Genomic DNA, 12,960 nt, shown 5'->3' with positions numbered 1-12,960 from the left:
GTGGGGGACATGCCGGGGGGCAGTGAGTTGCGAGGGAGCGAGTAGTCATGACAGCGCCGGTCTTCCTGGTCGAGGAGGGGGCCCTCACGGGCGTCTTCCCCGGTACGGTTTTTCCGCTCGACGGGCCCGAGGGGCGGCACGCGGTGTCCGTCCGCAGGCTGCGCGTCGGCGAGGAGATCGTGCTGACGGACGGCCAGGGCACGGGAGCGTTCGGCACGGTGGCCGCCGTCGAGGGCAAGGACCGCCTCGACGTCGCCGTCACCTCCGTACGCTCCGAGCCCTTGCCGGAGCCGCGCATCACCGTCGTCCAGGCACTGCCCAAGGGGGACCGCGGTGAGCTCGCCGTCGAGACCATGACGGAGACGGGCGTCGACGCCGTCGTCCCCTGGGCCGCGTCCCGCTGCATCACGCAGTGGAAGGGCGAGCGCGCCGCGAAGGCGCTGGCCAAGTGGCGGGCCACGGCCCGCGAGGCGGGCAAGCAGTCGCGCCGCCTCCGCTTCCCCCCGGTGTCCGAGCCGCACACGACCAAGCAGGTCGCGGCGCTGCTCGCGGAGGCGGACTTCGCGGCCGTCCTGCACGAGGAGGGCGACAGCGCGCCGCTGGCCACGGTGGAGCTGCCGGCGACGGGCAGCATCGTGCTCGTGGTGGGCCCGGAGGGCGGCGTCTCGCCCGAGGAGCTCGCGGCTTTCGCCGAGGCGGGCGCGCGGCCGTACCGGCTGGGCGCGAGCGTGCTGCGTACGTCCACGGCGGGCACGGCGGCCACGGCGCTGCTGCTGGGCCGTACGGGCCGGTGGTCGTGACGGTGCGCGTGCGCCGGTCCCGACGGGGAATCACACCCTGAGCGGGGGCCTGAGCAGGGGGACGCCGGCGTGAGTCGCGCTGCTGTGGGGACCTATCCATCATGTCGCAGTTCCATGCCCACGAGTACGAGCGCATGCTCGATCTCGCCGTCGCGATCCTCGAGTGCGACGAGCCGGAGTCGCTGCGGCACCTGATCGCGGAGCGGCTGCTGGAGGCGTTCGGCTGCGGCACGGTGATCTTCGCGCGCCTCGACGCGCCGAGGCGGATCGTGCGGAGGGGGCAGGCCGACGGCTGGGCGCCCACCTCGCTCGGCTCGTCGATCGAGGGCCTCGTCCAGCGGCGGGCCGAGCAGCAGCACCCCCTGCTCACGTATCTCGCGGAGGGCGGGCAGACGCCGGTGACCATGTACCGGCTCTGCGACCACTGGCGCAACACCCAGTGCTACAGCGAGGCGCACCGGGACTTCGGCACGACGCAGCAACTGGGCATCCCCCTCCCGGCCGAGGGAGACGTCCTGCGCGCCGTCTCCCTCGGCCGCGAGGGCTCGGACTTCAGCGACCGTGAACTCGACTTCGCCGCACGCGTCCGGCCGCTGATCGTCAGCTCCGACAAGCACGTCCGGGAACTCCTCCGGCTGCGCGCCTCGGTGCCGCCGCCCGCAGATCCGGTGGCCTCGGCCGTGCAGATCGGTCTCACCCCGCGCGAGCAGACGGTCCTGGGCCTCCTCGCGGAGGGCCTCACGGCGGGCGGCATCGGCCGCCGCCTCGCCATCTCCCCGCACACGGTCAACCGCTACACCGAGAAGATCTATCGCAAGATGGGCACCAACAACCGGGTCTCCACGGTCGTCCTGGCCCGCCAGGCGGGCCTGGTCCCGTAGGGAGTGAGGGGGGCCGTCAGCCGAAGGGGACGCGGTCCAGCCAGAAGTCCAGCAGTTCCCCGTCGCCGACGATCTCGATCCGTCCGCTCCGGGGCGGCCGCCGCCGGTAGACGACCAGCAGCAGTTCGGTCAGCGGCCCGCGCAGGGCGACCGCCGCCTTCTCGTGCGCGCGGCGCCACGTGATCGCGTCGCCCGTGAGGTCGACGACCCATTCCGCGTGCGCTTCCGGCGCCGTGTCCGTGGCGTGGAGGTGCAGCGTACGGCCCGGCCCGAGCAGCTCCCGCATTCGCGGGTGGATCTCGAAGTGCGTCGGCAGCGAGCCGAGCTCCATCCACTCGTCGAGGGCGTCGAGCGCGACCGCCTCGTCCAGTACGTACTCCACGCCGAGGGCCAGGTCCGCGTCCGCCCGGTGCATCGCCGCCTCGTGCGCGACGCGGCGGGCGTAGAACGCGGTGGTCCCGCCGGGGACGGGCGTCCACACCGGCACCGCGGGCCCAGCGGCACGCAGTGTCTCCGCGAGCCGTACGGCTCCTTCGGCGAGCCAGGGCGCGACCACGCCGGCGTCCTCGGCGCGGTACGCGGAGAGGTCCCGGAAGTGCGGGGCGGGCGGGGCCTCCCGGGCCCGCGTCCGCACGATCTCCTCGCACCACCGCTGCGCGCCCCCGAGGTGCCGCGCCAGCTGCCCGACGTTCCAGCCGGGGCACGTCGGCACGTCGGCCGTCATGTCCGCACCCTTGAGGTGGTCGGCCATCAGTCCGGTCTGGGCGGTGATCTCGGTGCAGTAGCGGTCGAAGCTCAACAGCGCCATGGGACCACGGTAAGTGACGGAGTGTCCGGACAAAACCCGCACACTCCAGGCGTATGCCAATAAAGCTCACACGTCCGAACCCTCATGCGATTATGTGGCGTTGACGCACGCTGTCTGGGGGAGAAACACATGGGCAACACGGGCCCCGACAAAGTCCTGGACATCAAGACCGCCGACCTCAAGTCGTCGGCCCCGGTCTTCCATGAACAGGCCAAGGAGCTGAGCAAGGCACTCACCACCCTCGTCGAGACACTGGACGGCCTCGGCGAGCCCTGGGGCAAGGACGACGGCGTCAAGGACTTCGCGGCCGACTACGTCGCGCGGCAGAAGCTGATCGAGAGCGCGTCCGGCACCCTGGTCCTCGGCCTCACCAGCATTCACGAGGCGATGGTCGACATGTCCGACGGCCACGTCGACAACGACGAGCTGATCGCCGGGATGTTCACCAAGAAGCAGGACAAGAAGCAGGACAAGGGCCACAAGTGAGCGCCACGGAGAAGGTCAAGCACGTCCTGGAGAAGATGGGCCTCAAGTGGCCCGACGGCGACCCCAAGAAGCTCCGCAAGGCCGCCAAGGCGTGGAACGACTTCGCCGACGCCGTCGAGAAGATCCGTACGCCCGTCAACAACACCGCGCAGTCCCTGATCCACCACAACAAGGGCGAGTCCATCGACGCGTTCGAGGTCTTCTGGGCCCGTTACGCGGGCAAAGGGGAGAAGGGCTGGCTGCACGACATCCCCAAGGCCGCCCGCGACACGGCCAAGGGGCTGGAGAAGCTCGCGGACGCCATCGACGACGCGGTCGACAAGCTCAAGGCGAAGATCGCCATCGAGGCGGCCGTCATCCTCGCCGGCATCGGCGCGGCCTGGTTCACCCTCGGTCTCTCGACCGCGGCGTCCGCGACCGCCGCCGCGGCCGTCATCGAGCTCGGCACCGCCGTGGGCGTCACCATCTCCACCGTGGCCGCCGAGGTCGTCGCCACCACTCTCGTCACCGCGGCCTTCGCGGGCGTCGAGTCCGTGGCGGTCAACCTGGCCGTCGCGCAGCCCATGAAGATCAGCGCCGGTCTGCAGCACGGCGGCATCAGCCTGGAACAGGTCAACCAGGCGGCCGAGGACGGCATGATCTACGGCGGCCTCTTCGGCGGGTTCGGCAGCGCCGCCCGCAACTACGTCGAGCTCGGCGCCGCCTTCCGCACCCCGCTCATCAAGAACGGCCGCCCCCTCATCGAGGAGGAGATCGCCGCCGCCCGCCGCACGGAGGGCATCGAGTGCGCCGAGGACCCCATCGACGTCACCACCGGCACCATGCTGCTCCCGCAGACGGACGTCGCCCTCCCCGCCGGTCTGCCGCTCGTCCTCGAACGCACCCACCTCTCCTCGTACCGCGCGGGCAGCTGGTTCGGCACCACCTGGGCCTCCACGCTCGACGAGCGCGTGCAGCTCGACGCCGAAGGCGTCGTCTTCCTCGCCGCCGACGGCATGCGCCTGGTCTACCCCGTGCCGGCCCCCGGCGAGCCGACGCTGCCGGTCAGGGGTCCGCGCTGGCCGCTGACCTGGGACGGGCGGCCCGACGGCCTGATGACCGTCACCGATCCGTACGCCGGTGTCGTCCGCACCTTCGGCGGCCTCACCCCCACCGACACGCCCGGTGTCGTCCAGCTCCCCCTCATCGGCCTTCACGACCGCAACGACTCCCGTACCGACATCGAGCGCACGGCGGACAGCACCCCCACCGCGGTGCGCCACTCGGGCGGCTACTACGTGGCCGTCGACACCGAGAACGCGCGCGTCACGGCCCTGCGGCTGCTGGAGGAACCGCCGTCCCCGTACGAGCGGCCTGCCGCGCCCGGCGGTGGCCACGTGCTCGTCCGCTACGGCTACGACGAGGCGGGCAACCTCACCGAGGTCGTCAACTCCAGCGGAAAACCCCTGCGGTTCACCTACGACGACCAGGACCGGATCACCAGTTGGACCGACCGCAACGGCATGTCGTACGCGTACACGTACGACGCCCGCGGCCGGGTCGTCCGCACCGAGGGCACCGGCCGCAGCCTCTCCGGAGAGCTCGTCTACGACGACGGGACCCGCACCACCACCGTCATCGACTCGCTCGGGCACAGCCGCACCTACCGCCACGACGGCAACGGCCAGGTGATCGAGCAGACCGACCAGCTCGGCAACGCCACGGTGACGCGCTGGACCGAGCGCGGCGACCAGCGCCTCTCTGTCACCGACCCCCTCGGGCGCACCACCCGCTACACCTACGACGAGCAGGGCAACCTCACCGGCGTCACCCTCCCGGATGGCACGTCCGGGCATGCCGTGTACGACGAGCGGTGCCGCCCGACCGAGGTCACCGAGCCGGGCGGGGCCACCTGGCGCCACACGTACGACGAGCGCGGCAACCTGCTGACGACTGTCGACCCGCTGGGCGCGGAGACGCGTTACGCGTACGACGAGCTGGGGCACGTGACGGCGGTGACGGACGCGCTGGGCGGGGTCACGGGGGTGAGCTGCTCCCCGGCCGGCTTGCCGCTGTCCATCACCGACCCCCTGGGCCACAGCACCACCGTCCGGCGCGATGCCTTCGGCCGCATCACCGAAGCCGTCGACCCCATGGGCCACACGGTGCGCATGGGCTGGACCACCGAGGGCAAACCGTCCTGGCGCGAGCACCCCGACGGCACCCGCGAGTCCTGGACCTGGGACGGCGAGGGCAACCTCGTCACCCACACGGACCCCGCGGGCAACACCACCAGCCACACCGTGGGCGCCTTCGACCTCCCCGCGACGCGGACGGACCCCGACGGCACGACCTACGCCTTCGCGTACGACACCGAACTGCGCCTGACGGAGGTCACCAATCCGCAAGGCCTGACGTGGTCGTACGTGTACGACCCGGCGGGCCGCCTGGAGTCGGAGACGGACTTCAACGGCCGGACGCTCGCCTACGAGGTCGACGCGGCGGGCGAACTGCTCTCCCGGACGAACGGCGCGGGCGAGACGCTGCGCTTCGTCCGCGACGCGCTGGGCCGGGTGGTGGAGCAGGGCGAGGCGACGTTCGCGTACGACACGTCGGGCGCGCTGCTGCGGGCGGCGAACCCCGACGCGGAGATCGTCTACGAGCGCGACGTACGGGGCCGTGTGCTGTCGGAAACGGTGAACGGCCGCACGACGACCTACGCGTACGACGCACTCGGCCGCCGCACGCGCCGCGTCACTCCCTCGGGTCTGGTGTCGGAGTGGACGTACGACGCGGCGGGCCGCCCGGCGGAACTGCGAAGTGACGCGGGCGCGTTGGCGTTCACGTACGACGCGGCAGGCCGCGAAACGTCCCGCCGCCTGGGCGAGAACGCCCTCCTCACCCAGGAATGGGACGCGCAGGACCGCCTCACCGCCCAAGTGGTGACGGGCGAGGCGAACCGCCTCCTCCAGCACCGCACCTACGCCTATCGCGCGGACGGCTACCTCACGGAAATCCGCGAACTCACGGCGGGCACCCGCCGTTTCGACGTGGAACCGACGGGCCGAGTGACGAAGGTGAGCGCCCACGGCTGGACCGAGACCTACGCCTACGACACGGCAGGCAACCTCACTTATGCCAAGGCCCCTGCTCATGAGGCACCCGGCCAACGCGAATTCGACGGCACGCTCATTCGCCGAGCGGGCCGCACGAGTTATGAACACGACGCACAGGGCCGCCTGACACGCCGGACCAGGAAACTCCTGAACGGCAAGACACGCACGTGGACGTACACATGGGATGCGGAAGACCGCCTGACGGAAGCGGTCACACCGGAGGGCGAGCGCTGGCACTACGCGTACGACGCACTGGGCCGCCGAATATCGAAGCGGAACGAGTCGGCCGGTGAAACGCTCTTCTCCTGGGACGGCACGAGACTGTCCGAGGAACTCCGCCCTTCGGGCGAGGCGACGACGTGGGACTACGCCCCGGGCACGCACCGCCCCCTGACCCAGACGACGCACGCCCCGCTTCCGGAATCTCCGGGTAAGTCCCTCATCGAGGACTTCTCGACCCCGCCCGCACGCTTCTTCGCGATCGTCACGGACGCGGTGGGCACCCCGACGGAACTCCTGACGGAGACAGGCGAACTGGCGTGGCAGCACCGCACGTCGCTCTGGGGAACGCCGTTGCCGTCCCCACCGGAAGGGGGCGTGGACTGCCCTCTCCGTTTCCCGGGCCAGTACTTCGACCCGGAAACGGGGCTGAATTACAACTTCTTCCGGTACTACGACCCGGAGACTGCGCGTTATTGCTCGCAGGATCCTCTGGGCCTTCTGCCGGGTCCCAACCAGAACGTGTACGTTCACTCTCCCCTGGTATGGGCAGACCCGATGGGGCTTTCGCCCTGCAAGGAGGGCGCGGTACTAGGAGACCCTCACCGGCTCGGTGGTTGGATTCCGGATAAGGTGCCGGAAGAGTCACGTGCGGTCCTCAGAGATATACGCGAGGTCGGGGTTGAAGCTCAGGGGGCAGGCCCGCAACTCATGGGGCCGTCGCTACCCCAGCGGTTTAGCAACAGCGCGAAGAACGGAGCCTATAAGCTGCCCGAGTACGATAGCGCTGGAAACCCGATCAGGTACCTCGAGTGGGGAACTGTGCAGTCCGCCAAGAACCCCAAATGGGGCGGAGAGAGGATTGTTACCGGTTCGGACGGCTCGGCCTACTACACCGCAAACCACTATCAGACCTACATCGTCATGGATACGGGAAGATGACAGACGAACTGGATATCTGGGGGAGCGGGAGTGAATGGCTGCATGTGGTCCCGCGGACATGCGGAACCGTTGCACTCGACATCCTGCCGCCGACAGGGTTGGCGTTTGTCGCCTGGCTGGACGGGGCGAAGATGACGGACGACGACGGCGTCTTCGAGCAGTTCTGGGACAGGTTCAAGTTCCCTGACTACTTCGGGTGGAACTGGCCGGCGCTTTCGGACTGTCTGCGTGACCTCCGCTGGCTCCCGGCCGACCGTTACCTGGTCGTGGTCGAGAATCCCGGATCGCTGCTTTCGGATAATCCAGGGGATCGGGAGACTCTGCTGTCCACCCTGGCTCGGGTTGCGTGGCACTGGAGCAATCCGCATGAAAAGCCTCGCGGGGTGGGGATCCCGTTCAATGTCGTGCTTGCTTGTGACCCTGTCGAAGCAGAGAGCGTGCGGAGTGACATCGCGCGCCTCCGGGAAGGGCTGCCGGACTCTGGCGAGTGGTGGTGATCCGGGAGGGCGTCATGTTTCCCCTGATTCGCTGAGGAGGTGACGTGGACTGGCTCTCCGAAGAGGAGGAGTGCGTTCTTGTCAATGCCAGGGAAATGTCGCCCCTGTGGTCGGTGCTTGCCGACTGGACGGACAACGAGGAGGAGATGGACTGGGCGACTGCCGCTCCTGCCTTCGCCGAAATCATCGGCCGCTGGGAGAGAGCCGGTTATGTCGAGGTCTATCGAGGTGACGAGTGGCCGGCGCACGAGGGCGGGGAGCGCGTGACCGGCGAGCCTCTTGAGGAGATGCTTCGGCGTTCGTCCACTTGGGAGTACCGGGAAAGCCCTCCGGTGATTGGTTTGTTGGCGACGTCGGCGAGCTCGGCGCTTTCGTCGCCCCCACCACAGTGATGCCGTAGAGGGAGTCGCTGTTTGGTGCGATGAAAGGATCCATGAGATGTGGACTGATCTGCTGGTCGACTCTCGCGGAATTGAGAGAATCTACTCGGGGCGTCCGCCGGAGCTTGAATCAGTGCGTCTTCACGAGGTCGGACTGGACAGGGAAGGGCCGGCACTGAGGTTGCGGTTCGACTTGCCGGATTTTCCGGCTGATCCGCCGAAGAAGTGGACTGCTCTCAGCCATGACACGATCCAGATCGAGCTCTTGCTGGGCGGATTGCACGGCGTTGCCCTGGAAGGGTTCGGTAACGATCCTGTGGCCGACATCTTCTTGTGGCGGGATGGCCTGATCAAGGTGGAAGTGACATCAGCTGCAACGCAAATTCGCGCGTCCGGTGATTCCTTGTCTGTTTCAAAAGTATCTGCGTACAGTGAAGAGCGCCGAGGGAATGGCCTCTCGCGATGAAGTACGTTCCGCTGCCGCGCGTTGCACGAGCCGAGGTCGAGCGGATCGTGGCGTCCGGAACCGACACAGAGATCGGTGAGGCCCTCATCGGTGCTGCCATGACGAGTACGGAAAGAGGCTGGGTCGAGGAGTGCGCCATCCGTCAGTTGCACGACGGGGCACCGGAAGCGCGGAGGTGCGCAGCCCTCGCGCTTGGGCACCTGGCACGTATCCATGGAGCGATCGCCCCTGAAGCCGTCGAGCTCCTCGGAGCGCTCCTGGACGACCCCGTCACCGCTGGAGCCGCCGAAGACGCGTTGGACGACGTCGCGATGTTCGTGACGGCAGGGGACGTCGTACCCGGGAGTGCGTGATCGAGCCTGCTGAATACCCCGAAATCAGCTCGTGGGCGGCTGACTTCTCCCCCGGTTCCCTCGATCATCTCGACTTTCTCAAGTGCCGTAGCACGCTCGGTGAGTGGCTCGCCCTGTGCCGTGTCCTGTGGCCGTGATTCGTCGAGGACCGCGGTTGTGTCATCTGGGAGCGGCCCTACGACCGAAAGGGATTCGACGAGTGGTACCGACACCTCGATGGTGACACGCTAGCGGTCGAGCGGACGCTCAACCGCCTGGTTCTCGCGGATGTCATCGACTGTGGGAACACTCCCGAGGACGACGCTGCGCTCGTGGAGGTCGCCCGCGTCATCCGGAACACCTGGCATGCGGCTCTGTCTGCGGCTTACCCGGACAGGACCTTCGAGGTGACCGCCGACGATACCGACGACGGCCCTGTGGTGAGCTTTGCGCGTGCGCGATGAAACGAAAGAACTAGCTCTCTTGCAGGACCTCCCCCAAGTGTTTGCCTATCCGGCCGGCTTTCTCCGCGCCGTCGAATCAGGGCTCGTCGGACTGGAGCCCTGGTGGTTGCTGGAAGGGGAGAGCCTATGCACCCGCGTCGCCGGGCTTCGTGAGCGGTTTCCTGGACGCCGGCTCGTGCCCTTCGCTCGGCGTGAGGACAATGACGACGTCGCCTGCTGGGATCTCGACAGCGGAACGGTCCGTGTGATCCACGATTTCACGACGCCGGGGCGGGAGAACCGCCGGGAGTTCGTCACCTTCTACGACTGGCTGCGGGCGGCCGTGGAGGACTTCATCGAGTTCGGATGATTCGGATGAGTGCGCCTCACGCTTCACGCCGCATGCGCGCACGTAGGGCACGAGCACTCCGCGCACGTGCAGCGCGCACAGCTGTCACCCCCGCACGCCGCGCACTCGCACTCGGCGTGGAGGCACGTGGGGCAGGAGCAGTCGGAGCAGTCGCACACGGCGCAGGAGTCGGTGCAGTGGTCGCAGCGGCAGGTGGTGCACTCGTCGTAGTGGACGCCCTGGTCGGTGCGGTGCTCGCGGTGGACGTGTCCGTCATGGACGTAGTCGACGTGATCCCCGTGCACGACCGCATCGTGGCCGCAGCCGGGGCCGTGGGTGTGTCGGTGCTTCTCGGCGGGGCGGTGCTCGAGCGACAGGGTCACGGGACCACTCCTTGCGCGGAGAGACGGGTGTGCCAGCGTCGCACGGCTGTGGCGGAGGAGCCGCGATTCATCGCATGTCAGGCGGGCTTCATCACTCGATCGGCGGAGCGCGCTGAGCGCGATGCGGAGCGCTTCGCGCCGTTGCAGGGCTCGGACACGCCCCCCGATCTGTCCCGATTAGTCGTTTCTGGGGGTGAGTGCGCTCGTTGAACGCCTGCGAAGCGACGAGAGGAGAAGCGTTGTGCGTCGTCGGGTGAGTGGGGCCCTTGCCGTGGTGGCCGTGGCGGTCTGTTGCGGAGCGGGGATGGGGGTGACGGCCACGGCCGCGCAGGCGGCGGCCTCCGTACCGCTTCCCCGGGAACGGGCGGACGGCGGGCCGCCTTTCCCGTACCAGGACTGTCTCCAGGCCGCCAAACAGCACAAGGAGACCCCGGCCTACGCCAAATGGCACTGCGACGAGCTGGTGAAGAAGGGGTGGGTGAAGAAGCCGCCCACCGAAAAGCCGCATGAGAAGCCGCATGAGAAGCCACCGGTCGGGAAGCCCCACGAGAAGGCGCCCGTCGGGAAGCCGCACGGCAAGGCGCCCGTCGGGAAGCCGCACGGCAAGGCACCCGTCGGGAAGCCGCACGGCAAGGCGCCCGTCGGGAAACCGCAGGGGAAGCCGCACGGGAAGCCGCACGGTGAGAAGTCGCCCGTCGGCAAGCAGTCCGCCAGTAAGCCGCACGCCGCTCCTTCCCCCGGGCGGCCGAAGCGCTGAGCGTTCCGCAGGACGGAACCGCTGCTGAGCGGGGCTCACCTGCTTCTTCAGCCACGCGACCGGGGTGCCGGTCGAGCTTCCCGGACTGAGGAGAGACCCAAGGGAATCCCTCCGTCCGGGAAAGCGGGTGCCATGCGCGAGTAAGAAGATTCGCAGGTCACCACATGTTCACCTCGCGTCTCTACCCGCATAGACAGGGCGAGTGGTGTCATGCGCACAACAGCCCGATTCATCGGCCGGGCTCCGTACCTGCTGGGAGCAACCCATGCGCACCCCCTACCGCGCCGCAGCCACCGCGGCTGCCCTGGCGCTCGCCGCCACCGGACTCCTCACCACCGGAAGCGCGCACGCCGCGCCGCACGCCACCACGCCGCACGCCGCGCCCCGCCTCGCGCAGTCCTGCAGCCAGTCGCACCTGCCGCTGCCCGACTCGTCCTGCCAGCCGGGGGCGTACAACCCGGACGTCACCCAGGCCACGATCGGGTCGACGATCTGCGTGCCGGGCTGGACGAAGACGGTGCGCCCGCCGGCCTCGTACACCAACCGGCTGAAGGTCCAGCAGATAGGTGAGTACGGGTACACGGACACCGACACCGCCGACTACGAGGAGGACCACCTGGTCCCGCTCGAACTCGGCGGGGCGCCGAAGGACGCGAAGAACCTGTGGCCCGAGCCGCGGTACGGCAACGAGCAGGCCGGGGACAAGGACCACGTCGAGAACCGGCTGAAGACGGCGGTCTGCGGGGGCGAGGTCACCCTCGACGCGGCCCGCAGCGCGATCGCCACCGACTGGACGACGGCGTTGGCCGGCCTCGGCCTGGAATAGTCTCGGGTCTCGGGCCTCGGATATCGGGCCTCGGATATCTGTCAGACCGTCGACGTCGAGTTCCACGGAATGGTCCGCCAAGGGCTCTCCGCGTCCTTCGTGAGAATCCGATGCGGTTCGAGCACCTTGGTGTACCACTGGCCGAATTCCTCGGTGTCGAAGCGGAGGACTCGTCCCAGGGCGTAGCCCGCGGAGAAGTCCTCCCAGGACCGGTACGCCTCGTGGCACAGTTCGCCCGCGCGGAGAACGGCCTCTTCCGCCGCGGCGAACGGGCACAGCCGGGCGCTGAGCCCCCAGCGGGCGAAACCGACCGCGCGGCCGTAGTCGTAGCCGACGGCACTGCGGACGAATCCGTCCGGCGGGAGCAGGCCGTCGGCGCGGAACCGTGCCTCGTACCGGAGAATGCGGCCGATCAGTTCCTGGACGGTCTCCTCCACCTCGGCCGGGGCCTGAAGGTCGGCGAGTACGGCGGTGCAGGTGCGCCGCCACAGGCCTGTGTCGACTCGTCCGTCCCCTCTTCCTTCCATCTCCAGCGCGAGCTGTTGCCGGACGTCGAGGGCGAATTGCGGCTCCGGCGGGCTGTTGCGGCCCTCCAGCAGCGCGTCCAGCTGCTCCTGCCATTCGTGGGCCGTGGTGGTGCCCCACCATTCCCGGAGGGTCTTCACCTCGTTCCCGTACGAGTCGTAGACGTCACCGATCTCGTTCCACAGCACGCCATTGGCGACGGACAAATGCGCGCCGCACGCGAGCGCGTGGGCGAGCGGTCCCGTGCGCGGGCCGGTGTATTTCGTGAGCAGGCGCGTCGGCCGGGTGTCGGTGGGGAGCGAAGCGGTCGCCTCGGCCGCCGTCTTCCGCCATCTGCGCCGGTCCAGGGCGCTCGCCGTGAGCCGCATGAAGGCTGGCGTCCCCGGATTAACGTGCAGGGTGTAGCGCGATCCCGGCCAGATGGCCTCCAGTTCCAGCAACGACGTGCGGACGGCGACGAATTGCGCACGCCGGGGGAGCCGTTCACCCACGGTGCGTACGACGACGCACACGGAACCGTCGACGTCCTCGGTGGGGAAGTACGCGCGGCCGCCGCGTTTGTCCTGGTAGTCCTTCGGCACGTAATGGAAGAGGTCCGCTGTCGCGAGTATGCGCAGATAACCGCGGCGGTCCTTGTTCCGTACGGCTTCCAGCAGGGCCTCTTCTATCTCGGTGGCCGCCTGCCAGCGCGGGGTCCCGGCTCGTGCGCGGGGTCGATTCGTCACCGGTGAACCCTACTCAGGCCGGACCCGCGGAGTCCCGGGCCCGCCC

14 protein-coding genes are annotated in these 12,960 nt (G+C 68.9%); 11 read left to right on the top strand and 3 right to left on the bottom strand.

What is annotated here, in order from left to right:
* The first annotated feature begins 47 nt into the window (after positions 1 to 47).
* Positions 48 to 800 (top strand): 16S rRNA (uracil(1498)-N(3))-methyltransferase, encoded by a 753-nt coding sequence (locus K6I34_RS18355; RefSeq protein ID WP_229327360.1) that lies wholly within the window; start codon positions 48 to 50, stop codon positions 798 to 800.
* A gap of 101 nt (positions 801 to 901) precedes the next feature.
* Complete coding sequence (locus K6I34_RS18350) at positions 902 to 1,681, top strand: response regulator transcription factor (RefSeq protein WP_229327359.1); 780 nt, start codon at positions 902 to 904, stop codon at positions 1,679 to 1,681.
* 16 nt (positions 1,682 to 1,697) lie between these two features.
* Here K6I34_RS18350 and K6I34_RS18345 read toward each other — a convergent pair whose 3' ends face one another.
* On the bottom strand, positions 1,698 to 2,489 hold the full coding sequence (locus K6I34_RS18345; RefSeq protein WP_229327358.1) for a maleylpyruvate isomerase family mycothiol-dependent enzyme: 792 nt from the start codon (positions 2,487 to 2,489) through the stop codon (positions 1,698 to 1,700).
* A gap of 129 nt (positions 2,490 to 2,618) precedes the next feature.
* Here K6I34_RS18345 and K6I34_RS18340 point away from each other — a divergent pair, with 129 nt between their 5' ends.
* The 7 genes from K6I34_RS18340 (at position 2,619) to K6I34_RS18310 (ending at position 9,719) form a co-directional block, all read left to right on the top strand.
* Entirely contained in the window at positions 2,619 to 2,975 is a 357-nt protein-coding gene (locus tag K6I34_RS18340) for a hypothetical protein (protein ID WP_229327357.1), read from the top strand.
* Positions 2,972 to 7,231 (top strand): DUF6531 domain-containing protein, encoded by a 4,260-nt coding sequence (locus K6I34_RS18335; RefSeq protein WP_308294022.1) that lies wholly within the window; start codon positions 2,972 to 2,974, stop codon positions 7,229 to 7,231. The genes K6I34_RS18340 and K6I34_RS18335 overlap by 4 nt, the downstream gene beginning before the upstream one ends.
* The gene (locus K6I34_RS18330; protein ID WP_229327356.1) at positions 7,228 to 7,728 is read left to right on the top strand and encodes a barstar family protein; all 501 of its coding nucleotides are present in this window, start codon (positions 7,228 to 7,230) and stop codon (positions 7,726 to 7,728) included. Before K6I34_RS18335 ends, K6I34_RS18330 begins: the two co-directional genes overlap by 4 nt.
* A gap of 44 nt (positions 7,729 to 7,772) precedes the next feature.
* Positions 7,773 to 8,120 (top strand): hypothetical protein, encoded by a 348-nt coding sequence (locus K6I34_RS18325; protein ID WP_229327355.1) that lies wholly within the window; start codon positions 7,773 to 7,775, stop codon positions 8,118 to 8,120.
* A gap of 46 nt (positions 8,121 to 8,166) precedes the next feature.
* Positions 8,167 to 8,574, top strand: a complete 408-nt coding sequence (locus tag K6I34_RS18320; protein WP_229327354.1) for an Imm50 family immunity protein — start codon at positions 8,167 to 8,169, stop codon at positions 8,572 to 8,574.
* Positions 8,571 to 8,927, top strand: a complete 357-nt coding sequence (locus tag K6I34_RS18315; RefSeq protein ID WP_229327353.1) for a hypothetical protein — start codon at positions 8,571 to 8,573, stop codon at positions 8,925 to 8,927. The genes K6I34_RS18320 and K6I34_RS18315 overlap by 4 nt, the downstream gene beginning before the upstream one ends.
* A 432-nt stretch (positions 8,928 to 9,359) precedes the next feature.
* Positions 9,360 to 9,719, top strand: coding sequence for a hypothetical protein (locus K6I34_RS18310; protein WP_229327352.1), 360 nt, complete (start codon positions 9,360 to 9,362; stop codon positions 9,717 to 9,719).
* Positions 9,720 to 9,742: 23 nt separating this feature from the next.
* Here the strand turns inward: K6I34_RS18310 and K6I34_RS18305 are convergent, their stop codons facing one another.
* The gene (locus tag K6I34_RS18305) at positions 9,743 to 10,081 is read right to left on the bottom strand and encodes a hypothetical protein (RefSeq protein WP_229327351.1); all 339 of its coding nucleotides are present in this window, start codon (positions 10,079 to 10,081) and stop codon (positions 9,743 to 9,745) included.
* A 304-nt stretch (positions 10,082 to 10,385) separates the two neighbouring features.
* Between K6I34_RS18305 and K6I34_RS18300 the strand changes: the two genes are divergently transcribed.
* Positions 10,386 to 10,838, top strand: coding sequence for a hypothetical protein (locus K6I34_RS18300; protein WP_229327350.1), 453 nt, complete (start codon positions 10,386 to 10,388; stop codon positions 10,836 to 10,838).
* Between the two features lie 265 nt (positions 10,839 to 11,103).
* The gene (locus K6I34_RS18295) at positions 11,104 to 11,664 is read left to right on the top strand and encodes a hypothetical protein (protein ID WP_229327349.1); all 561 of its coding nucleotides are present in this window, start codon (positions 11,104 to 11,106) and stop codon (positions 11,662 to 11,664) included.
* Between the two features lie 41 nt (positions 11,665 to 11,705).
* Here the strand turns inward: K6I34_RS18295 and K6I34_RS18290 are convergent, their stop codons facing one another.
* Complete coding sequence (locus K6I34_RS18290; protein WP_229327348.1) at positions 11,706 to 12,914, bottom strand: DUF1266 domain-containing protein; 1,209 nt, start codon at positions 12,912 to 12,914, stop codon at positions 11,706 to 11,708.
* Positions 12,915 to 12,960: the final 46 nt, after the last annotated feature.

The organism is Streptomyces sp. UNOC14_S4 (genome assembly GCF_020740835.1).
Classification (GTDB): Bacteria; Actinomycetota; Actinomycetes; order Streptomycetales; family Streptomycetaceae; genus Streptomyces.
This window is presented reverse-complemented; position numbering and strand designations above follow the sequence as displayed.

Bases quoted from the DNA above. Each gene is read 5' to 3' on its own strand.
- K6I34_RS18330 (WP_229327356.1), top strand. From the start codon at position 7,228: ATGACAGACGAACTGGATATCTGGGGGAGCGGGAGTGAATGGCTGCAT.
- K6I34_RS18320 (WP_229327354.1), top strand. From the start codon at position 8,167: ATGTGGACTGATCTGCTGGTCGACTCTCGCGGAATTGAGAGAATCTAC.
- K6I34_RS18345 (WP_229327358.1), bottom strand. From the start codon at position 2,489: ATGGCGCTGTTGAGCTTCGACCGCTACTGCACCGAGATCACCGCCCAG.
- K6I34_RS18350 (WP_229327359.1), top strand. From the start codon at position 902: ATGTCGCAGTTCCATGCCCACGAGTACGAGCGCATGCTCGATCTCGCC.
- K6I34_RS18295 (WP_229327349.1), top strand. From the start codon at position 11,104: ATGCGCACCCCCTACCGCGCCGCAGCCACCGCGGCTGCCCTGGCGCTC.
- K6I34_RS18315 (WP_229327353.1), top strand. From the start codon at position 8,571: ATGAAGTACGTTCCGCTGCCGCGCGTTGCACGAGCCGAGGTCGAGCGG.
- K6I34_RS18355 (WP_229327360.1), top strand. From the start codon at position 48: ATGACAGCGCCGGTCTTCCTGGTCGAGGAGGGGGCCCTCACGGGCGTC.
- K6I34_RS18340 (WP_229327357.1), top strand. From the start codon at position 2,619: ATGGGCAACACGGGCCCCGACAAAGTCCTGGACATCAAGACCGCCGAC.
- K6I34_RS18300 (WP_229327350.1), top strand. From the start codon at position 10,386: ATGGGGGTGACGGCCACGGCCGCGCAGGCGGCGGCCTCCGTACCGCTT.